The sequence below is a fragment of the Streptomyces sp. NRRL F-6676 genome (genome assembly GCF_000725625.1).
Taxonomy (GTDB): domain Bacteria; phylum Actinomycetota; class Actinomycetes; order Streptomycetales; family Streptomycetaceae; genus Streptomyces.
This window is the reverse complement of record NZ_JOHS01000001.1, coordinates 183,703-204,809: the sequence shown is the minus strand read 5'-3', so window position 1 is coordinate 204,809 and position 21,107 is coordinate 183,703. Positions and strand designations below refer to the sequence as shown.

The window sequence follows — 21,107 nt, the reverse complement described above, 5'->3', positions numbered from 1 at the left end:
TGGTTAGCATATGAGCGCCTGCTAGCTCGATCGAGAGATAGTTCTGTGACTGACAACGACGGTTCGTTCACCCACTGGAAGCACCGCGAGGAGATCGCGGAGTCGATGATCCCGATGATCGGGAAGCTGCACCGGGAGCGGGACGTCACCGTCCTCCTCCACAGCCGCTCCCTGGTGAACAAGTCGGTGGTCAGCATCCTCAAGACCCACCGGTTCGCCCGGCAGATCGCCGGCGCGGAGCTGTCGGTCACCGAGACGCTGCCTTTCCTCGAGGCGCTGACCACGCTCGACCTCGGCCCGTCCCAGATCGACCTCGGCATGCTCGCGGCGACGTACAAGGAGGACGACCGCGGCCTGTCGGTGGCGGAGTTCACCGCGGCGGCCGTCGCCGGGGCCACCGGCGGCAACAGGATCGAGCGCCGTGAGCCGCGTGACGTGGTGCTCTACGGGTTCGGCCGCATCGGGCGCCTGGTCGCGCGACTGCTCATCGAGAAGGCCGGCTCCGGCAACGGGCTGCGGCTGCGCGCGATCGTCGTGCGCGGCGGTGGCGGCGGGGTGGGCGAGGACCTCGTCAAGCGGGCCTCGCTGCTGCGCCGCGACTCCGTGCACGGCCAGTTCCAGGGCACGATCACCGTCGACGAGGCGAACGGCACGATCACCGCCAACGGCAATGTCATCAAGGTCATCCACGCCGACGACCCGGCCTCGGTGGACTACACGGCGTACGGCATCAAGGACGCCCTGCTCATCGACAACACCGGCAAGTGGCGTGACCGCGAGGGGCTGTCGCAGCATCTGCGGCCCGGCATCGACAAGGTCGTGCTCACCGCGCCGGGCAAGGGCGACGTCCCCAACATCGTGCACGGCGTCAACCACGACACCATCAAGCCGGACGAGCGGATCCTGTCCTGCGCGTCCTGCACGACCAACGCGATCGTGCCGCCGTTGAAGGCGATGGACGACGAGTTCGGGGTGGAGCGCGGGCACGTGGAGACGGTGCACTCGTTCACCAACGACCAGAATCTGCTGGACAATTACCACAAGTCGGAGCGGCGGGGGCGGTCGGCGCCGCTGAACATGGTGCTCACCGAGACGGGGGCGGCGTCGGCGGTCGCCAAGGCGCTGCCCGGTCTGAAGGCGCGGATCACCGGGAGCTCGATCCGGGTGCCGGTGCCCGATGTCTCGATCGCGATCCTGAATCTCCAGCTCGGGCGGGAGACCAGTCGCGAGGAGGTCCTCGACCATCTGCGCGAGGTGTCGCTGACCTCGCCGCTCAAGCGGCAGATCGACTTCACGACCGCGCCGGACGCGGTGTCCAGCGACTTCGTCGGCTCCCGGCACGCCTCGATCGTGGACGCGGGCGCGACGAAGGTCGAGGGCGACAACGCGATCCTGTACCTCTGGTACGACAACGAGTTCGGGTACTCGTGTCAGGTGGTGCGGGTGGTGCAGTACGTGTCGGGGGTGGAGTACCCGACGTACCCGGCGCCGGCGGTGTGACGAGGCCGCGCACCTCGGCCGCACAGGAGCAGCCGGAGCCGCCTCAGGGCTCCTGAGGAGAAGGGCGACCGTCACCGTGCAGGTGTGGCCGCGGCCTGGACGTCGGGGCTCGTTACGGCGGGGCCTGGGCCGTGGGCGTACAGGCGTCCGCCGATGCCCCTCTGTGCGGGGAGATCCGGACGGACCCCGGTGACGGAGACGCCGCGCCGGCGTCATCAGGACGACCTTCGCCGAGGAGACCGGGACCGACGTGACGCGCCGGGCAGGCCGGTGGCCGCGCCGCTGCGGCGCGGCCACCGGCCTGTCGGCCGGCCCAGGTCAGCCCATTTCCTCCAGGGCCTTGCCCTTGGTCTCCCGCACGAACGTGAGCACGAAGGGGATGGAGAGGGCGGCGAAGACCGTGTAGATCACGTAGGTGCCGGAGAGGTTCCAGTCGGCCAGCGACGGGAAGCTCGCGGTGATGGCCCAGTTGGCGATCCACTGCGCGGAGGCGGCGACACCCAGGGCGGCGGCGCGGATCCGGTTGGGGAACATCTCGCCGAGGAAGACCCAGACGACCACACCCCACGACAGGGCGAAGAAGAGGACGAACACGTGCGCGGCGATCAGGGCGACCCAGCCCTGGGTGGCCGGGAGCTTGCCGTCGACCAGGTCGAAGGAGAAGGCCCAGGCCTCCAGCGCCAGACCGATCACCATGCCGACGGAGCCGATCAGGGCGAGCGGCTTGCGGCCGACCCGGTCCACGAAGATCATCGCGATCACGGTGCCGATGATGTTGATGATCGACGTGGTGAACGAGTAGAAGAAGGAGTCCGTCGAGTCGACACCGACCGACTGCCACAGCGTCGAGGAGTAGTAGAACGCGACGTTGATGCCGACGAACTGCTGGAAGACCGACAGGCCGACACCGATCCAGACGATGGGCCTGAAGAAGAAGCTGCCGCCCAGGAGGTCCTTGAAGGAGGACTTCTCCTCGCTGTGCATGGCGTGCTCGATCTCGCTGACGCGGGCGTCGAAGTCCACGTCCTTGCCCTCGACCTCTTCGAGGATCTTCCTGGCCCGCTCGCGCTTGCCGACGGAGATCAGGAAGCGGGGGGACTCGGGGATGGCGAAAGACAGCAGACCGTACAGGACGGCCGGGATCACCATGACGCCGAGCATGACCTGCCAGGCCTCCAGGCCCATCAGCTCACCGCGCTGGTCACCGCCGGCGGCGTTCAGCAGCCCCCAGTTGACCAGTTGCGACACCGCGATACCGACGACGATCGCCGCCTGCTGGAAGGAACCGAGCCGGCCGCGGTAGGCGGGCGGGGACACCTCGGCGATGTAGGCGGGACCGATCACCGAGGCCATGCCGATGGCGAAGCCGCCGATGACCCGCCACATCGCGAGGTCCCACAGCGCGAAGGGCAGCGCCGAGCCGACGGCACTCACTGTGAAGAGAGCCGCCGCGATCCGCATGCAGCGGATACGGCCGATGCGGTCGGCGATGCGGCCCGCGGTCGCGGCACCGATGGCACAGCCGATCAGCGCGATCGCGATGACCTGCGCCAGCACCGCGGAACCGACGCCGTAGCGGTCCCGGATCGCCTCGACCGCACCGTTGATCACGGAACTGTCGTAACCGAACAGGAAACCGCCCATCGCGGCCGCCGCCGCGATGAAGATGACGTGCCCGAGATGATCGGGACGAGCCGTCCCGATTCCTGAACCGGGCGCGTGGGAGGTGCTGGTCATGTGTACTCCTGGAGAGGACGGCGTCGTGGTCCGTCAGGAATTGATGCCGGGCGAGGGCCGGCCGGCGAACCATTCCCGGTGACTCGTCCGCGCGATGACGGCGTTCGCGTCGGGAAGAAAGGTCCGAGGGCCCGAAGCACCTGCCGAAGAAAGGGCTGTGGACGTCCGTGAACACACGGTGGTACTCCGCGTTCGCCGCGAGGTCGGCACGCACGAAGGTGTCCGGGCCGGTCTTCTCCGGACCGGCTAGGAGTCGAGACCCTGGGGTGCGGAGAGCAGTTCGACCTCGTGTCCGTGATCCCTGACCCGGAGCGCGGTCTCCACACCGATGAGCCCGCTGTCGTCCCGCACAACGACCCTCATTCAGGTACCCCTTCGCCATCGGTCGCGGCACGCGGAGCCTCCGCGTGGACGCCCAGCAGCAGACCGGTGGACTGGCCCACCTCGATGAGGTAGCCGTCGGGGTCGCGCAGATAGCAGCGCAGCTCGGCACCGCGATCGACGGGCTCGGTGAGGAATTCGGCTCCTTGAGCGACCGCGTGCGCGTAGAAGGCGGCCAGGTCGGCCACCCGCACGTTGAGGAAGCTGGACACCCGCTCACCGCTTAGGGGAGGCTCCAGCGTGACCCCCGGCTTGTCGGGGGTGGGCCCGCCGCCGGGGTTCATGATGATCCAGCTGTTGGCGACCTTCACCATCGCCGGGTTCTCCGCCATCACCACCTCTCCGCCGAAGACGTCGGCGTAGAAGCGCCGGGAGACGGCGACGTCGCGCACGGTGAGGAAGTGCGTGAGCAGGAGGCCGTGTTGCGGTGCGGGCAGCTTCCCTGGTGGTGTCATCGTCCCGTCGTCCCTTCGTCAGACCAAGCTGTCACGGGTCGGCTCCGAAGTCCGGCCCGTCGGTGTCCACGCGGGTGCCGTGATCGCACCACCGCACCTGCGACATGTGACCGGGCCGGGCGTCGATCCGTGACACCGACGATCACTCGTGGGAGCCGGGAACGATGTGCACCATGTCGTTCGTGCACCGCTCGCCGGGCCCGCGCCGAGTCCGTTTTCCATGTTCTGTCACGGATGCGTCCGAGGTCAGACGAGTTCCAGGCCGCCATCGACGGTGATCACCTGGCCGGTCGCATGACGTCCGGCCGGGTCCGCCATGCGGAGGATCCAGTGAGCCACCTCGTCCGCGTGCGCGATGTGGTGGGTCGGAATGCGGTCGCGCTCGTAGGCGTACATGTCGTTGGCCGCCTCCGGTGTCAGACCGGCGTGCAGCATGACGTCGGTGCGGGTGGGGCCGGGGGCGACCGAGTTGACACGGACGCCCTCGCCGGCCAGTTCCAGGGCCCAGCTCCGTGTCATCTGCTCGATGGCGGCCTTGGTGGCCGAGTAGTGCGCGCCCCCCGCCATCGGGCGGTGCCCGTAGGTGCTGGAGAGGTTGATGATCGACCCCGAGGTCCGGCGGAGGTGCGGCAGGGCTGCACGGGCCAGAAGACTGGGCGCGACGACGTTGAGCGCGAGCAGATCGTCGATCGTCTGCTTCTCGGTCTCCGCCAGTGGCATGACCGCTGTCGCACCAGCGTTGTTGATCAGGTGGTCGAGGCGTCCCCACCGCTCCACGGCGGCGTCCACCACCTTGCCGGGCGCGTCGTCGCCGCGGATGTCGATCGCCAGGACGTCGATGCCGGTGTGGGCCGCGGCGGTCTCCTTCAACAACTCCTGGCGACGGCCCACTCCCAGCACGCGCGCTCCCGCCTCGGCGAAGGCGACAGCGGTGGCTCGGCCGATGCCGGTCCCCGCGCCGGTGACGATCACGACGTGACCGGCGAACGTCTGGTGGGGGTGGTTCGAGGACATCAGGAACTCCTTGTTCGATGTTCGATGTACATAGAACACTATGGGCAGGACCGACAGGGGCGTCAAATGCGGGGGCGCCGACGGCGACCGTGAGAGGAGTCAAAGCTCTTTGAGCACGCGGGAGTTGCTCAGGCGCGATGCGGCCGTCCCCTCGGACGTGATGCGGCCGTCCCGCCCAGTCGGTAATCATGCACACGTCAAATCGAGGGCCGAGTCCGGCGCTACGCGTGCGGCGTGGAGTGTCTACGAGGTCAGGCCTGCTCGGCCCGCTCGGTGACGTGGTCTCCGACGTGGTCGGCGACGGCGGCGGACAGCAGCGCCGGCAGGAAGCCGGGGAAACGAGCCTCCAGGGCGTCGCCCCGCAGCTTCACGAAGCACCGGGTGCCTTCCTGACGGGTCTGCGTCACGCCCGCCTCACGCAACATCTTGAGGTGATGGCTGAGCGTGGACTTGGCGACGGGAGCGCTGAACTGCCCCCACCCTCGCTCGGCACCGTCGGACAGGATCCGGACGATTCCCAACCGCGTCGGATCACTGAGCACTCCGAGCAGGCGCGGCAGGGAGATCTCGCTCTCGACGGGCGACGCGTGAGGGTCGGGCATACCGGCCATGCTACCGAACGTTCGGCGCCTGTCGAACAAGGAGGGCGCGCACCTGGACGTCTCCCCTCACGGGCCGGAAGCGAACTGCCGCCTGTCATCGGGCGGCGGAGTCGGCTCGCGGGACACGGGCGCTCACGCCGTCGCCCGCACCTCCACGCAGGTAGCGGAGGAGATCCTGGTCCGTCTCCTCGACGTGGAGCTGTCGCACGACTTCCTCGACCGCCTGGCCGAGCAGGGGCGACCCCCTCCGCACCACGTCATGCGCGACGGCGGTGAGCTCGATCTCGACGCTCCGGCGGTCGTCGGACGCGGTGTGCGTGGTGATCAGGCCCCTTTCCTGAAGGCGCGAGACCAGGCGGCTGGTGGCGGACTGGCTCAGCCCCGTCCCGTTGGCCAGGTCGCTCAGGTACAGCAGTCCCGTGCCGGCCCGCACGCCGTCGCTCAGGGTGCGCAGGGCGTAGAACTCGCTCACGCCCAGGCCCAGGTGCCGGTGGAGGTGCCGCTCCATACGGGCTTCGATCCGACGATGGACCCGAGTCAGCCTGTTCCACTGTGTGATCAACGTGGCGTCGTCGTTCATGGGCAGTGGCCTCCCTGCTGTCCCCGGCGTATGGCTGCTTGGAGCCGGGCGGTGTCCCGGCACAGGAAAGACAGGACGGAGGCCGTGGATGTGACAGCAGAGCGCCGCCGACGAGAACCGGTGCGGCAGCTCGTGCCCCTGGCCGAGGTGCGGCCGGTCTCCCCCGCACAGCCGCCCTGTGTCACGCGGCGTGGCGGGCCGGGAAGTGTGCGGCACCGGCCGGTCTGCGGGACGACGGCGTCAAGCGGCGCACCCGCTCCTCGGGAACGAGCAGTCGCAGGAGCCCTTCGAGTTCCCCGGTGTCGGCGGCGGTCCTGAACGCGTTGACGAGGCGACGGTGCGACTCGGTGGGAATCGGCCGCTCGCGTTCGCTGTCGAGACGGGCCTGGGCGCGATGGACCACCACGCGCGCGTTCGGGGCGCTGGTCCGCAGCACCTTCGCCAGCTCCGCGTAGGTGTAGTCGAACCCCTTGCGCAGCACGTAGGCGGCCAGCCGATCGGGCGTCAGCCTGGCCATGAGCAGGGCCAGAGCCGACTCGATGGCCACGGTCCGCTCGGCGCACAGTATGGGGTCGTCGGAGGTGGCGTGGTCGTCGAGGTCGTCGGTGAACCGCGGTTCGGACGGCGTCTCGTGCCGGCGCCGTCCCGACCGGACGACGTTGAGCGCCAGGCGGGTGGTGGTCGTGGTCAGGAAGGCGGCCGGGTTCTTGACGTCCGCGCGGTCGGTGAGCTGCCAGCGCACCCACGCCTCCTGCACCACGTCCTCGGCTCCCGAGGCATCGCCGACGATCCGGTGGGCGAGGCGGAACAGTCGTCTCCGCTGGGTCAGGAAGACGTCGAGGGCGGTGTCCAGGTCGCCCTCGGCAGGCCGGGCGGCCGAGGTGCCGGCCGGCGTGGTGGTTTCCGGAGTGGGCGCGGACATCGGGACTCCTTCTGGTGAACGGACGCCCCTTCAGGGGCGATGGGTCCACCCTCGGTCCGCGGCCCCCCTCATCGCGCCCTTGTTGTCCGTGGTCGAGTCCGTGGGGCCCGGGGGCCAGGGGGCTACGGACTCTCAGCCGACACGCACGATGCCCTGGTCTTTCCTGTCCACGGGCCGGGTGCTCGCCAGGGCACCCGGCAGCGCGCGACGCGAGTTGATCCCGAGCTTCGTGTACACCTTCCGCAGGTGCCACTCCACGGTGTGCGGGCTGATGAACAGCTCCGCGCCGATCTTCGCGTTCGTCATGCCGTCGGCGGCGAGTGCGGCGACCTGTGACTCCTGGGGGGTGAGGGCGCTGGTCACCCTGGTCTCCCGCGCCCTGACGTGCTCCCCGGTGGCGAGCAGCTCGCGGCGGGCTCGTTCGGCGAAGGCATGCGCCCGCATCCCGTCGAACATCTCGTGAGCCGTACGCAGGTGCTCGCGGGCCAGCGACCGGCGGTGGGTACGGCGCAGCCACTCGCCGTACAGCAGATGGCTACGGGCCACCTCCACGGTGACGCCGCCGCGCCCGAACTCCACGATCGCCGCCCGGTACAGCCGGTCGGCCTCGTCGCCGTCGGCGAGAAGGGCCTGACTGCGGGCCCTGGCGCCGCGGGCCCAGCCGGAGTCGGCCGCGCGGGTGAGATCGACCAGCCGGTCCAGTGAGGCCCTGGCCTGGTCCGGCTCACCGCACCGCGTGGCGGCCTCGACGTGCTCGACCAGCGACAGGCCGACGAAGTTGAACCCGTCGTGCTCGATGCCGGTGCGCGCGGCCTCCAGTGCCTCCTCGTACCGGGCCAGGCCGTTGTACAGCACTCCCTGGATGTAGCCCGTGGCACCCAGCAGGGACACCTCGCCCCGCTGGTCGGCCCTCTGCCGGGCCTCCTCGATGATCCTGGAGGCGACGTCCGCCTCGCCCCGCCACGCGGCCAGCACCAGCGTCGCGTACTTGTGCGGCGCGTGACCGGTCGCGGCGGCGAGGGCGTCGGCCTCGTCGATCATCCTGGCCGCCTCGGCGAAGTCGCCGTAGTGGATGTGCACCCCACCGGCGTAGACGAGGGCCGGTGGCAGCGCGCCGAGGGCGCCGATGTCGCGGGCCAGGCGCACCGCGCGGCCGGACAACGTGTCCCACGCGTGCAGGTCCCAGGCGTAGTGGATGAACGCCTCCAGCGCGACCGGTGCGAGCAAGAGCCAGCGCACGGTCGACTCGCGTGTGCGCAGTTCTTCGGTGGCCAGCAGTTCCAGGGCGCCGCGCAGCGCGGGCACACCGGTCTCGTACCCGTCGGTGAGGAGCGCGGCCACACCGTCCAGAAGGAGGTCGGCGGCCTCGGAGCCGGAGGGGGGCGCGCCCGACGCGCGTGCGGCGATCGCGGCGGCGCGCGCCCCGGTGGGGCCGTGGACACGGCCCGCGAAGATGGTGGCGCTGATCGCCTCCAGGTACGTCTCCCGCGCCAGCGGCGAGCCGGCGGCGGTGAACTGCGCCGCCGCGTCGAGGAACAGGGGCGCGGCCTCGTCGCTGCGGCTGCGGGCGAAGAGGATCCGGGCCCGCAGCCGCGCCAGGCGAGCGCGGTCCAGGGTGCTGAGGGGACACAGTTCGGCCACCGTCGCGAGCTCCGTGGCCCGGTCGGGCGCCGCGGCGGAGAAGTGCGCCTCCGCCGCCGCCAGGGCGCGGCGCCCTCGTTGCCGGCGGTCCGGTGTCACCTCGGCCGCGCGTTCCAGCAGTACCGCCTCGGCCGCGATGCCCCCGCGCTGCCGGGCGCGGTCGGCCGCGCGTTCCAGCCCGGCGGCGACCTCCTCGTCCGGTCCGTCCGCGGCCTGGGCGGCATGCCAGGCGCGCCGGTCGGGGTCCAGGACCGGGTCCGTGGCGACGGCCAGGGCCCGGTGTGCCGCTCGGCGCGCCTCGGGTGCCGCCTGGTGGTAGACCGCCGAACGGACCAGCGGATGCCGGAACCGGACGGACTCGCCGAACTCGATCAGTCCGGCCACCTTGGCCGGAGCGGCGAAGGGGGTGAGCTCGAGCGTGGCGGCCGTGCGGGCCAACAGGCGGGCGTCACCGACCGGTTCCGCCGCGGCGATCAGCAGCAGCGTCCGCGTCGCCTCCGGCAGCGACCCGAGCCGGTGGGCGAAGTCCCGCTCGATGCGGGTCGCGACCGGGCCCTGGGCCATCGGGTGGCCGGACGAGTCCAGGCCGTAGGCCAGTTCGGCGGCGCTGCGGCCTCGGGAGAACTCCAGCAGGGCGAGGGGGTTGCCGTGCATCTCGGCCACGAACCGGTCCCGGACCCGCTTCTCCAGCCGTCCTCCGACGGCCTGTTCCAGGAGGTTCCCCGCGGCGGAGGCATCGAGGCCGCCGATGTGGAGGGCCGGCAGACCGGTCAGGGCGTGCTGTCCTTCGGGGTCGCGTACCGCGAACACCATCGCGACCGCCTCGGCGAGCAGCCGTCTGGCCACGAACTCCAGTGTCTGAAGGGAGACTTGGTCCAGCCATTGCGCGTCGTCGACCAGGACGAGCACCGGCCGCGTCTCCGAGGCCCGGGTGAGCAGCGTGAGCACGGCGAGGCCGACCAGGAAGCGGTCGGGCGGATCCCCGGCCGCCATGCCGAACGCCACGCGCAGGGCCTCACGTTGGGGTTCCGGCAGGCCGTCCAGCTCGTCGAGGAACGGCGCGCACAGTTGGTGCAGGCTCGCGTAGGGCAGCTCCATGTCCGCCTCGATGCCCTGCGCCCGGGTCACCTTCGTCCGGGACGCCCGCGCGGCCAGATACTCCAGGAGCACCGTCTTCCCGATGCCCGCCTCGCCGCGGACCACCAGCACCCGGGACTCTCCCTCACCCAGGCCGACCAGCAGGTCGTCGAGTGCCGCGCACTCATGCCGCCGACCGACCAGGTCCGGAAGCGGGCTGGCGATCATGCGCGTGGCTCCTCAGGTGGCTCCGGGGGACGGCGAGCTCCCACAACGAATGTCGGAACGATCCCTTTCACGATACCCGGAGCAGACACCACACCTTGTGCCCACACCTTGTGACTCAATCCACGTGAGAGAGGGGGCGAATGCTGTCACAAGGAAGCTCGCGACGCTGTCGTTCCCCTCCCCCCCGCCGTGTCACCACGGCGGCGACGTCTAACCGCGGCCGCCGCGCCGCGAAGTCGGCGTGTCCGGGAGGTGCCGGGACGCCCAATCGGCCAGCTCGGTGAGGATGGGCATCAGGGCCGTCCCGTCCGGGGTGAGGCGGTAGCGCACCGTGACGGGCGGTCCGGGCTCCACCTCGCGGTACGCGAGACCGGCGGCGGACAACTCGGAGAGCCGCTCCGAGAGGACCGAGTCGCTGATGCCCTCCACAGCGCGCCGCAACTCGGCGAAGCCCAGCGGGCCGTGCTGCAAGGTGGCCAGGAGGACGCCGTTCCATCGCTTGCCGAGAAAGCCGAACGCTTTGCTCAGCGCGCCGTCACAAGCCGCCGGATGATGCCGCTCGGCCTCCGTGCCGTCCGCGTCTGCCGATCGGGTGCCCTTCGCCTTCTCCATGGCCCCAGGGTAGCCGGGTGCTACTCTGTCGAAGGTCGCTCTGTTTTTCCTAGCGACCAGCTTTCTCCTAGTTACTTCCTTAGTACGAGCACAACGAGCCAGGAGACTTCGCATGTCCGTCCCCGGACCCCTCCCCCGCATCCCCGCAGAGGCCGGCGCCGCGCTCTTCACCGACGCCCGCACCGCGTACTCCTTCGCCGACACCCCGGTCGACGACGCGACGCTCACCAGCATCTGGGAGCTCACCCGCTGGGCACCGACCGCGGCGAACACCCAGCCGCTGCGCGTCCTGTACGTCCGTACGGCCGAGGGCAAGGAGCGCCTGCTGCCGCACCTCGACGAGGGGAACCGGCCGAAGTCGGCTTCCGCGCCCGTCGTCGCGGTTCTCGCCGCGGACCACCGCTTCCACGAGCACATCCCGCACGTCCTGCCCATCCGTCCGGAGATGAAGGAGTACTTCGAGAGCGAGCCCGCCCGGCGCGAGGCCATCACGTCGTTCAACGGACCGCTTCAGGCCGGTTACTTCATCCTCGCCGTGCGCGCCCTCGGTCTGGCCGCGGGTCCGATGGCCGGCTTCGACCGGGCCGGGATCGACAAGGAGTTCTTCGCCGACAGCGACTGGCACTCCATCCTCGTGGTCAACATCGGGCACCCGGCCGGACCTCCGGCGTTCGACCGCTTGCCGAGGCTGGCCCACGAGCACGCCCTCGACTGGGCCTGACCCCGGCAGCCGCGAGGGCCGTACCTTCACAGGACCGGCAGGAGGGACAGCAGTCGGAGGTTGGTGTGGCTCTCCGTCCCCGGTGTCGCGGTGTAGACCACGAGCCGCTGGGACTGGTCGGGGTCGATCAGTGTCTGGCAGTGCAGTTCGAGTGTTCCGAACTGTGGGTGCACGAAGCGCTTGGAGGCGCAGTAGGGTCCCAGCACGGGTCGCTGCCGCCACAGGCCGGCGAACTCGGGACTCTCCCTGTTCAGCGCGTCCACGAGCGCGGCGGCACCCGAGTCGCCCCCGTCGCGGGAGTAGGCGCTGTGGAGGTCGGCCACCATGAGACGGCTCTGCTCGGCGTGATCGCTCTCGGGGTGGACCAGGCGGGCGGCGGGGTCCGTGAACCAGCGGTAGTGGGAACTGCGGGCCAGTCCTGTGTAGGCCGTCTGGTCGCCCAGCAGGGCCACCGCGGGGCGGGTCTGGCTCAGCGTCTCGCCCAGGTGGTTCATCACCTGGGCGGGAGTGTCCTCCAGCCGGTCCAGGATGCGCATCATCCCGGGGGCGACGTGATCACCGCGTCGGGCACGGCGCGGCAGGGCATGACCGGCGAGCTGGAACAGGAGATCGCGTTCCTCCAGTGACAGGCGCAGGCCGCGGGCCATCGCGGTGAGCATCTGCTCCGAGGGGTGCGGGCCCCGCGGCTGCTCCAGCCGGCTGCAGTAGTCCACCGACATGTCACACAGGGTGGCGACCTCCTCGCGTCGCAGTCCCCCGGTTCGTCTGCGGCGGCCGCGCGGCAACCCGACGTCCTCGGGTTGCAGGGCCTCGCGGCGCGCCCGCAGGAACGCGGCCAGCGCCGCGCGGTCCGTCATGGTCGTCCTTTCGCACGGGGCCGTGCCGCCCCGGTTCGGGCGCACCGCCGTGATTCAGTGGATCAACGAGATGTCGAGCACGTGTCAACGACTCAACGTCGCATCCGAGTTGCCGCATTCCCGATGAACAGTGTGTTCCCCTTCGGAAACGGTGGCAGGGTGCGTCAGCGTGTGATCGCCTTGGTCTCCAGGAACTCCTCCAGGCCCGCACGGCCCATCTCCCGGCCGTTGCCGGACTGCTTGTATCCGCCGAACGGTGCCTGGAAGTTGTGCGGGCCGCCATTGACGTCGACCTGCCCGACACGCAGGCGCATGGCGATCGCCATGGCGTGGTCCTCGTCTCCGGTCACCGCGGCGTTGAGGCCGTAGACCGTGCCGTTGGCGATCTCGACGGCGTGATCGTCGTCGGTGTAGGGGATGACGACCAGGACGGGGCCGAAGATCTCCTCCTGGGCGATGACCGACTCCGGTGCGACGTCGGAGAAGATCGTGGGCCTGACGTAGGCGCCGGTCCCGAAACCCTCCGGACGGCCGGGGCCGCCCGTCACGAGGGTGGCGCCGTCGGCGATGCCGCGCCGGATGTAGTCGTCGACGCGTCGGCGCTGGGTCTCCGAGGCGAGTGGTCCGATCCGCGTGGCCTCGGCGGCGGGATCACCGACCACGTACTCCTGGGCGGCGGTCCGGAGCTTGTCGACCACGGTCGCCTGAAGGTCCTCGGGCACGAGCATGCGCACGTAGGCACCGCAGGCCTGGCCGGCGTTGGCCCAGGCGAAGGCGAGTCCGCGGGTGACGGCGGAGTCGAGGTCGGCCTCGGGGAGGATGATGTGGGCCGCCTTGCCGCCCAGTTCGAGTGCGACCCGCTTCACCGTGTCGGAAGCGGCGCTGGAGACGCTCTTGCCGGCGCGGGTGGACCCGGTGAAGGAGATCATGCCGATCTTCGGGTGGCGGGACAGGGCCTCACCGACCACCGGGCCGGTTCCCTGCACCACGTTGAACACACCGTTCGGGAGCCCGGCCTCCGTCGCGATCTCCGCGAACATACGGGCGCTGAGGGGAGACATCTCCGAGGGCTTGAGGACGACGCTGTTGCCCGCCAGCATCGCCGGGACCACCTTCGTCACCAACTGCTGCAACGGGAAGTTCCACGGGGTGATGGCCCCCACCACTCCGACGGGCTCGCGGACGACGAGCGAGTTCTCGACCGTCTCCGTCCACTCGAACCGCTCGGCCGCGGCGATCGCGGCCAGAACGGAGGCGACCGGGAATCCGACCTGCGCCTGCCGGGAGAAGGCGATGGGGGCGCCCATCTCCAGGGTGATGGTGGCCGCCAGTTCCTCGCTCCGCTTCTGCACGCCCTCGGCCAGACGTCGCATGACGTCCGCCCGGTGCCGCGGGGGCTTCGAGGCCCATCCGGGGAAGGCGGCGACCGCGGCGTCGACTGCCGCGTCCACCTCGTCGGCGGTGGCCTCGTGCAGGTGGGCGACGATCGACTCGTCGGCGGGGTTCACGACGTCGATCAACGGTCCGGAGCCGGTGACGGCACGGCCGTCGATCCAGTGGGAAGGGGTCGGGAAAGGAGTCCTGGGGTTTTCGTTCATGTCGCCCAGCGAACATCGCGCGGCATGGGGCATCCATGCTCTCCCGTGCCCATGATCCGGGTCACAGGACCGTGCGAGCGTGGCACTTCCGTGGGACGTCCCGGCTGCGGCGCGAGGCTTCGCCCGCCGCTCCCGGCCCTCACCATGAGGGCGTGGCCGACCGGTCGCCGGGGCCGTCCGGGCGCGTGTGTCCGGGGGCGTCGAGGCACGTGTGCCCGAGGACGTCCAGCGTGATCCCGCGGACTTCCAGGTCCTCCCCCGTGAAGGACCCGCCGCCCCGCGCCCGCCTCTCCTGGACACTGGTGGCGCGCGCCAGGGCGGCACGCACCGCTCGGGAGACGTCGCCGGCGCCGTCCACCACGTGCATCTCCGTTCTGTGACAACGTCACGGAGACGGCCGCGTAAGCCGACCCGGCTCCGGCCGCCCGCCGTGTTGTTATGCTCGCCGCGTGTGGGGCGCTGCGTGAGCGGGGACGGTCCGGAGCGGCTGCGTGGCCGGCGCCGTGAGTACGAAGTGCTGGACGGGCTGGTCTCGGAGGTGGAGGCAGGTCGCAGCGCGGTGCTGGTGCTGCGCGGCGACGCCGGCATCGGGAAGTCCGCCCTCCTGGATCACCTGGCGGCACGCGTCACCGCGCACCGGGTCGCCCGGGGAGCGGGTGCCGAGTCGGAGATGGAGCTTCCGTTCGCGGGACTGCACCAGTTGTGCGCGCCCTTCCTCGGCCACGCCGGTTCCCTGCCGCCCCCGCAGGCGGAAGCGCTGGCCACGGCGTTCGGGGTGAGCGCGGGGCCGCCTCCGGACAGGTTCCTGGTCGGTCTGGCCGTGCTCGGGCTGCTGACCGACGTGGCCGCCCGGCGACCGCTGTTCTGCCTCGTGGACGACGCCCAGTGGCTCGACCGGGTCTCCGCGCAGACGCTGGCGTTCGTGGCGCGAAGGATGCTCGCCGAACCGCTGGCTCTGATCTTCGCCACCCGTGAGCAGCGGGGACGCGACGACCTGGCCGGCCTGCCCGAGCTGACGCTGCGCGGGCTGGACGACGCCGACGCCCGTGCACTGCTGGACGCGAACGCCGAAGGCCCGATGGACGAGCGGATCCGCGACCGCGTCCTGGCCGAGGCGCGCGGCAACCCCCTGGCGCTGCTGGAACTCCCCCACGGCCGCGTCGACGCGGAAGCGGTCGACGGGACCGCTCCGCACGGTCCCGGAAGGGTGACCGGCCGAATCGAGCGGAGCTATCTCGCGCGAGTCCGCTCGCTCCCGGAGCCGACGCAGCGCCTGCTGCTGGCGGCCGCCGCCGAGCCGGTCGGTGACGTGTCGCTGCTCCGGAGCGCCGTCGAGCGACTGGGCGTCGACCCGGACGCGGTGGAGCCGGCGGTGACGGCGGGGCTGCTCGACGTCGGCACGCTGGTGCGTTTCCGGCATCCGCTGCTGCGCTCCGCGATCTACCGGTCGGCCGGGCTCGCGGAGCTGCGGGAGGTGCACCGGGTGCTGGCCGAAGCGACGGACCCCGACCTCGACCCCGACCGTCGTGCCTGGCACCTCGCGCGGGCCACGGTCCGGCCGGACGAGGCCGTCGCCGCGGAGCTGGAGTCGTCCGCCGGACGGGCGCGGGCACGGGGCGGCACCGCCGCGGCGGCCGCGTTCCTCGCCCACGCTGCCGTACTGACGCCGCACCGGCGGCGCAAGGCGACGCGTGCCCTCGCCGCGGCTCAGGCGAAGCTGCGCGCCGGCGCGCCCGCCGCGGCGCGCGACCTGCTGGAGCTGGCACGGGCCGGCACGCTCGACGAACTCGGCCGGGCCCGCGCGGATCTCGTCGAGGCCCGGATCTCCCTCACCTCCAGCCGCGTGGACGAAGCGCTCCCCAGGCTGTCGGCCACCGCGCGACGCCTGGTCCCGCTCGATGTGGGTCTGGCCCGCGAGACCTTCCTGGACGCCTTGTCGGCCGCCATGTTCGCCGGGCGCCTCGCGTCCGAAGCGCGTGTACGCGAGGTGGCGGCGGCCGCGCGCGGGACGGCCCCGTCCCGCACGGGACCGCCGCGCAACGCCGATCTGCTGCTGGACGCACTCACCACCCGTTTCCTCGACGGGTATCGCGACGCGGTCACCGTCGCGCGCGACGCGGTGCGCGCGTTCCGCCGGGAGACCGAGCCCGACGAGGTACTGCGCTGGTCGTGGGTGGCTTCGGCACTGGCGGCCGACATGTGGGACCACGAGGCCTGGACGGAACTGGTCACCCGCCACGTGCGCACCGCCCGTGCCGTCGGGGCGCTGACCGAGTTGCCGCTCGCGCTCAATTCACGGGTGGTCGTCCACACGACCGCCGGTGAACTGGAAGCGGCGGCGCTGCTCATCGCCGAGACCGGCCGGGTCCAGGAGGCGATCGGCAGCGGCTTCTCGCCGTACGGCGCGATGACGCTCGCCGCCTGGCAGGGCCACGCGAGCGAAGCCGCACCGTTGATCAAGGCCGACGCGGAGGACGCCCTCGGCCGCGGTGAGGGCATCGGGGTGGCCGTCGCGTGCCGGGCAGAGGCCGTGCTCCTCAACGGCCTGGGCAGGTACGAGGAGGCGCTGGAAGCCGCCCGTCGGGCGAGCGCGCATCCGCAGGACCTGGTCGCGGCCGGCTGGGGGCTGGTGGAGCTGGTGGAGGCCGGGGCGCGCAGCGGCCGGCTCGACATGGCCGAGGCGGCTTTGGCCCGGCTGACCCGGGACACGGACGCCGCCGCCACGGACTGGGCACTGGGCGTACAGACGCGCTGCCGCGCCCTGCTCAGTGACGGAACGGCGGCCGACGAGCTGTACCGGGAGTCGATCGAGCGGCTCGGTCGCACCCGGGCCGCCATGGAGACGGCCCGGGCGCGTCTGCTGTACGGGGAGTGGCTGCGGCGGGAGGGCCGCCGCGCCGACGCCCGTGCGCAGTTGCGGACGGCCCACGGACTGTTCACCCGGTTCGGCGCGCAGGCGTTCGCCGAGCGCGCCGTCCGCGAACTGCGGGCCACCGGCGAGACGGTGGCCCGCCGTGACGCTGCCGCCGTGGCGGCGCTCACCCCTCAGGAGAGCCAGATCGCGCGCCTGGCCCGGGAGGGGCTCACCAACTCCGAGATCGGCGCCCAGTTGTTCCTGAGCCCGCACACCGTGGAATGGCATCTGCGGAAGGTGTACGCCAAGTTGGGCATCACCTCCCGGCGCCTCCTGAGCACGGTCCTGTGAGCGGCGCCGCCCGACCGGCTGTCGGGCCGCCCGGACGGACGCGCTGGTGACGGGACACGCGCCCCGTCTGTGACACCCCCTCGCCGGCCGAGGTGTCACACACGCCCGCGCCGCTCGGTCACTGCGGAAGAGGGACCTGTCGACGCTGCCCCGGTCCCCTTACCCAGGCCGAGAGGAAGACCCATGACCACGCGCCTCGTGACCGTCGCCGAAGGCGGACGGCTCACCCGTTCCGTCTCGATCGGCAGGCACCACCTGACCGCCGACGAGCCCGAGCCCATCGGCGCCGACGAGGGCCCCACTCCGGGCGAGCTGCTGCTGGCCGCGCTGGGGTCCTGTACCTCCATGGCCGTGCGGGCTCTGGCGGACCGGCACGACTGGCCACTGGAGCGGATCGACGTGGCCGTGCGGTTCGGGAAGCAGGGGCACATCGTCAAGAACGTCGGGCTGACCGGCGACCTGGAACCGGAGCAGCGGGAGCAGTTGCTGGCGGCGGCCGGGCGCTGTCCGGTCCACCGCCTGCTGAGCCGGGAGTCGAAGATCGTCACGGTGCCCGCGCTGCTGGCGGAACCGGAGGCGTCGCACGTCTGAGCCGGTCCTCGCCGGGCGGGTCAGGGCGTGGTCGCCATCGCCTCCAACCGCACCGAGCTGATCTCCTTGCGGGAGGAGACGCCGAGTTTCGCGAAGACCTTGCGCAGATGCCATTCGACCGTGTGCGGGCTGAGGAAGAGCCGCGCGCCGATCTCCGGGTTGGTGAAGCCTCCCTGCACGAGCCGGGCGATCTCGACCTCCTTCGCGGTGAGCACCGCGGTCTCCGCCGTGGCGCGGCCGCGCACTGTGACGCCGGCGGCCTTCAGCTCACGTCGGGCGCGGTCCGCGAACGCCTCGGCCCCGGCGGCGTCGAGCATCTCGTGTGCCTCGCTCAGCCGGGTACGCGCCTGCGCCCGGCGCCGTTCCAGGCGCAGCCACTCACCGTGCCGAAGCCGTGCGCGGGCGCTGTCCATCCGGACCCCGGCCGCATCGAGCCGCTCGATCGCTTCCCGGTGCAGGGCGTCGGCCGTCTCTCCCTCGCTCACCAGGGCACGCGCGGCCGCGGAGGTGCCGAGCGCCCAGGGGGTGCCGCTGACCTGGGCCATCTCCTCGATCGTCCGTACGGCCTCGGCCGCCCGCTCGGTACGCCCGAGGCGCACGGCCGCTTCGACGAGTTCGACCCGGGACTGGAGCGACAGGCCCATCTCCTGCGGGTTCTCACAGCCCCGCTCGGCCGCGGCGTAGGCCTCCTCGTATCTGCCGAGGCCGTTGTAGAGGACGGCGGCGGCCCATTGGGTGGCCGTCGTCACCTTGCCCTCACCGCGCAGGAAGCGGTCCTGGGTGAGGGTCTCGATCGCTTGCCGGGTCGTCGACTCCCGCCCCCTGAAGGGCTCCAGGACGAGTGCGCCGTAGTGGGCGAGGAAGCTGCTGCCGGTGGCTTCGCCGATCGCGCTCGCCTCCACGGTGAGGGAGGCCGCACCGTGCAGGTCGCCGGCGAACACCCGGTTCGACAGGCGCAGCAGGAGGGCCGAGGGCAGCACGGCGAGCGCTCCGTTGCCGCGGGCGAGGTCGACCAGCCGCGCCGACAGCTCGGACCAGGCGGCGAAGTCCCAGGTGTTGTGGGCCATCCGGCATGCGAACGGCAGCCAGCCCAGGCCGTCCTCCCGGGAGAGTTCGCCTTCCCGGAACGCCGCCACGGCGTCCAGGAGGAGCGGCGCGCCGACCGCGTAGCCCTCGGTCACCGCCCGGGCGAGGCCCGTCAGCAGGCGGGTCTCCCGGCTCTCGGTACCGGAGTCGCCCGGCGTGCTGAGCAGCGCCTCGGCGACGTCGCGGACCCCGCCCGTGGCCAGCCGGCCCGCGGTCAGGGCCGCGTAGACGGCGTCCCGGTACGTCTGGTCGGCGAGTGCGGAGTCGAAGGGCTGGAGCCGCTTCGCCGCTTCTAGCAGCAGCGGCAGTCCGGCGCTGGCGCTCTTGGCCGCCGACATGATCTGGCCGCGCAGCAGGGTCGCACGTCCGGCTCCGGCCTCGTCGAGGTGACTCAGCTCCGCGGCCTCGACCAGTTCCCGCGCGGCGTCGAAGGCGCCCGCCTGGTACTTCGCCCGGGCCGCGGCCAGTGCCCTGGCTCCGCGGCGCACCGGATCGGGTGTCAGCCCGGCGGCCCGGTCCAGGAAGGCCGCCGCCGCGGCGACACCACCGCGCGCCTGCGCCCGCCCGGCGGAGCCCTCCAGTTCGGCGGCGACGTCCTCGTCCGGGCCCGTCGCGGCACTGGCGAGGTGCCAGACGCGGCGTTCGGGATAGAGCGTCGCGTCGATCGACTCGGCCAGGGCCGCGTGCACGCGCCGGCGTTCCTCGAACCCGGCGGCGCGGTACGCGGCGGAGCGCACCAGTGGGTGGCGGAAGCGGACCCAGGTGCCGAGGGCCATCAGACCCGACGCCTCGGCTTCGGTCGCGGCGCGGTCCACCTCGATGCCGAGGCGTTCGCCGGCGCTCCGCAGCAGGGACACGTCGCCGACCGGTTCGGTGGCGGCGATGAGCAGCAACTGCTGCGTCTGCGCGGGCAGGGACCGGATGCGGCGGAGGAAACCCGCCTCGATCTGGCTGGACAGGGGACGGCTCTCCGGTACGCCGAATCCCCCGGCCATTTCGAGGAGGGTCAGGCCGCGCGGCAGCTCCACCAGGGCAAGCGGGTTGCCGCGCGTCTCGGCGACGATGCGGTCGCGTACCCGCCGGTCGAGCGGCCCGGTGACGACCGAGTCGAGGAGCTCGCGGGAATCACGCTCGCCGAGTCCGCGCACGGCGAGCTCCGGGAGGTCGGCGAACACCTCGCGGGAGCCGGACTCGCGGACGGCCAGGACCAGCAGGACGGGTTCGGCGAGCAGCCGTCGGGCGACGAACTCCAGCGTCTGGGCCGAGACGCGGTCCAGCCACTGCGCGTCGTCGACCAGGCAGAGCAACGGCTCGTCGCCGACTGCGGCGGCGAGCAGGCTCAACGTGGCGAGGCCGACCAGGAACCGGTCGGGAGCGTCACCGACCTGCATGCCGAAAGCCGTGCGCAAGGCGTTGCGCTGCGGCTCGGGGATGCCGTCGAGGTGGGCGAGCAGAGGGGCGCAGAGCTGGTGCAGCCCGGCGTAGGAGAGTTCCATCTCGGACTGCACGCCGACCGCCCTGACGACGCGGCACCCGGTGGCCCGGTCGAGCAGGTGGTTCAGCAGCTCGGTCTTGCCGATGCCGGCCTCACCGCGCACCACCAGCACTCCGCTGCGGCCGGCCCTGGCCCGCGCGAGGAGGTCGTCGAGGACTTCGCATTCGGCCTGCCGCCCGATGAGCTCGGTCCGTGCGCCGTCCCTCACCATGGCAGCCTCCCGGCTGTCACGATACCCCGGCGTTTCACTTCCCGTAGACCTGTCTCAAACCGATTGCCGAGGCTGGCGCGCAGGCGCTCGGGACCCGGTGGTCCGATGCCCCCGCCTGCGCCCGCCTCCGCCTTCCGCCGCGTGCCCGTCGTCCCGGCCTCGCGTTCCGGCCGGGGTCCACTGGCCGGAAGTCGCCGCTACGGATCCCGCGGTGACCCGGTGCGGCGTCGGTCGGTCAGGTCATCGATCCCACGAGGACCGCCGTGCACACGCAGATCGTCAGGCCGATCGCGGTCATGGCGATCAGCGTGACTCGCAGCCGGCGGCCGAACCGGAGGCGGTGCGCCGCCTCGGCCGCGCCGATGCGCTCCGCGATGTGCTCGGTCACCATGCGGGCGACGTACTTCTGTTCCTCCAGGTACCACCGCTCCAGTTCCCTCCTCTGCCCGTGGGTCAGCCCGTCGGCCCTCGCCGTGAAGGCGGACACCCTTCGACGAGCGGCGCTGAGGTGCGCCTCGCGGTACAGAAACGCCTGTATGTCGGCCAGCCCGCGAGCGGCCTGTTTGCTCGTGTTCATGAGGTACTCCCGTGTCA

Annotated in this window: 17 protein-coding genes; 4 read left to right on the top strand and 13 right to left on the bottom strand. The window is 71.7% G+C overall.

The genetic code is table 11. The annotated features are described in order from the left end of the window. Positions 1 to 45: 45 nt before the first annotated feature. Positions 46 to 1,500 carry a glyceraldehyde-3-phosphate dehydrogenase gene (locus tag IO29_RS00850; protein WP_030378209.1) on the top strand — a complete coding sequence of 485 codons (1,455 nt, stop codon included), beginning with the start codon at positions 46 to 48 and terminating at the stop codon, positions 1,498 to 1,500. A 318-nt stretch (positions 1,501 to 1,818) separates the two neighbouring features. On the opposite strand, the gene IO29_RS00845 is transcribed toward IO29_RS00850, so the two are convergent. The 8 genes from IO29_RS00845 to IO29_RS00810 form a co-directional block, all read right to left on the bottom strand. After that, a complete protein-coding gene (locus IO29_RS00845) occupies positions 1,819 to 3,237 on the bottom strand; it encodes a sugar porter family MFS transporter (RefSeq protein WP_030378208.1) in 1,419 nt (472 codons plus the stop codon). 359 nt (positions 3,238 to 3,596) lie between these two features. Further along, a complete protein-coding gene (locus IO29_RS00840) occupies positions 3,597 to 4,073 on the bottom strand; it encodes a VOC family protein (RefSeq protein ID WP_030378207.1) in 477 nt (158 codons plus the stop codon). Positions 4,074 to 4,319: 246 nt separating this feature from the next. After that, a complete protein-coding gene (locus IO29_RS00835; protein ID WP_030378206.1) occupies positions 4,320 to 5,087 on the bottom strand; it encodes an SDR family NAD(P)-dependent oxidoreductase in 768 nt (255 codons plus the stop codon). A 251-nt stretch (positions 5,088 to 5,338) separates the two neighbouring features. Further along, positions 5,339 to 5,689 (bottom strand): ArsR/SmtB family transcription factor, encoded by a 351-nt coding sequence (locus tag IO29_RS00830; protein ID WP_030378205.1) that lies wholly within the window; start codon positions 5,687 to 5,689, stop codon positions 5,339 to 5,341. Positions 5,690 to 5,783: 94 nt separating this feature from the next. Next, positions 5,784 to 6,269: a MarR family winged helix-turn-helix transcriptional regulator gene (locus tag IO29_RS00825; RefSeq protein ID WP_030378204.1), complete on the bottom strand. Its 486-nt coding sequence runs from the start codon at positions 6,267 to 6,269 to the stop codon at positions 5,784 to 5,786. Positions 6,270 to 6,450: 181 nt separating this feature from the next. Then, positions 6,451 to 7,191: a sigma factor gene (locus tag IO29_RS00820; protein ID WP_030378203.1), complete on the bottom strand. Its 741-nt coding sequence runs from the start codon at positions 7,189 to 7,191 to the stop codon at positions 6,451 to 6,453. Positions 7,192 to 7,323: 132 nt separating this feature from the next. Next, positions 7,324 to 10,137 (bottom strand): helix-turn-helix transcriptional regulator, encoded by a 2,814-nt coding sequence (locus tag IO29_RS00815; RefSeq protein ID WP_030378202.1) that lies wholly within the window; start codon positions 10,135 to 10,137, stop codon positions 7,324 to 7,326. Between the two features lie 210 nt (positions 10,138 to 10,347). Then, positions 10,348 to 10,749 carry a winged helix-turn-helix transcriptional regulator gene (locus IO29_RS00810; protein ID WP_030378201.1) on the bottom strand — a complete coding sequence of 134 codons (402 nt, stop codon included), beginning with the start codon at positions 10,747 to 10,749 and terminating at the stop codon, positions 10,348 to 10,350. A 112-nt stretch (positions 10,750 to 10,861) separates the two neighbouring features. Between IO29_RS00810 and IO29_RS00805 the strand changes: the two genes are divergently transcribed. Next, positions 10,862 to 11,470, top strand: a complete 609-nt coding sequence (locus tag IO29_RS00805) for a malonic semialdehyde reductase (RefSeq protein ID WP_030378200.1) — start codon at positions 10,862 to 10,864, stop codon at positions 11,468 to 11,470. Positions 11,471 to 11,496: 26 nt separating this feature from the next. Here the strand turns inward: IO29_RS00805 and IO29_RS00800 are convergent, their stop codons facing one another. The 3 genes from IO29_RS00800 to IO29_RS00790 form a co-directional block, all read right to left on the bottom strand. Then, positions 11,497 to 12,327 (bottom strand): helix-turn-helix transcriptional regulator, encoded by an 831-nt coding sequence (locus IO29_RS00800; RefSeq protein WP_030378199.1) that lies wholly within the window; start codon positions 12,325 to 12,327, stop codon positions 11,497 to 11,499. A gap of 164 nt (positions 12,328 to 12,491) precedes the next feature. Beyond that, entirely contained in the window at positions 12,492 to 13,958 is a 1,467-nt protein-coding gene (locus IO29_RS00795; protein WP_030378198.1) for an aldehyde dehydrogenase family protein, read from the bottom strand. A gap of 106 nt (positions 13,959 to 14,064) precedes the next feature. Beyond that, positions 14,065 to 14,292 (bottom strand): hypothetical protein, encoded by a 228-nt coding sequence (locus IO29_RS00790; RefSeq protein ID WP_051707088.1) that lies wholly within the window; start codon positions 14,290 to 14,292, stop codon positions 14,065 to 14,067. Positions 14,293 to 14,388: 96 nt separating this feature from the next. On the opposite strand from IO29_RS00790, the gene IO29_RS00785 reads away from it, so the two are divergent. Both IO29_RS00785 and IO29_RS00780 read left to right on the top strand, forming a co-directional pair. Then, on the top strand, positions 14,389 to 17,130 hold the full coding sequence (locus IO29_RS00785; RefSeq protein ID WP_030378196.1) for a helix-turn-helix transcriptional regulator: 2,742 nt from the start codon (positions 14,389 to 14,391) through the stop codon (positions 17,128 to 17,130). Positions 17,131 to 17,313: 183 nt separating this feature from the next. Then, positions 17,314 to 17,721, top strand: a complete 408-nt coding sequence (locus tag IO29_RS00780) for an OsmC family protein (protein ID WP_030378195.1) — start codon at positions 17,314 to 17,316, stop codon at positions 17,719 to 17,721. Between the two features lie 20 nt (positions 17,722 to 17,741). On the opposite strand, the gene IO29_RS00775 is transcribed toward IO29_RS00780, so the two are convergent. Then, positions 17,742 to 20,513, bottom strand: coding sequence for an ATP-binding protein (locus IO29_RS00775; protein ID WP_030378194.1), 2,772 nt, complete (start codon positions 20,511 to 20,513; stop codon positions 17,742 to 17,744). A 235-nt stretch (positions 20,514 to 20,748) separates the two neighbouring features. After that, positions 20,749 to 21,090 (bottom strand): hypothetical protein, encoded by a 342-nt coding sequence (locus tag IO29_RS00770; RefSeq protein WP_030378193.1) that lies wholly within the window; start codon positions 21,088 to 21,090, stop codon positions 20,749 to 20,751. Positions 21,091 to 21,107: the final 17 nt, after the last annotated feature.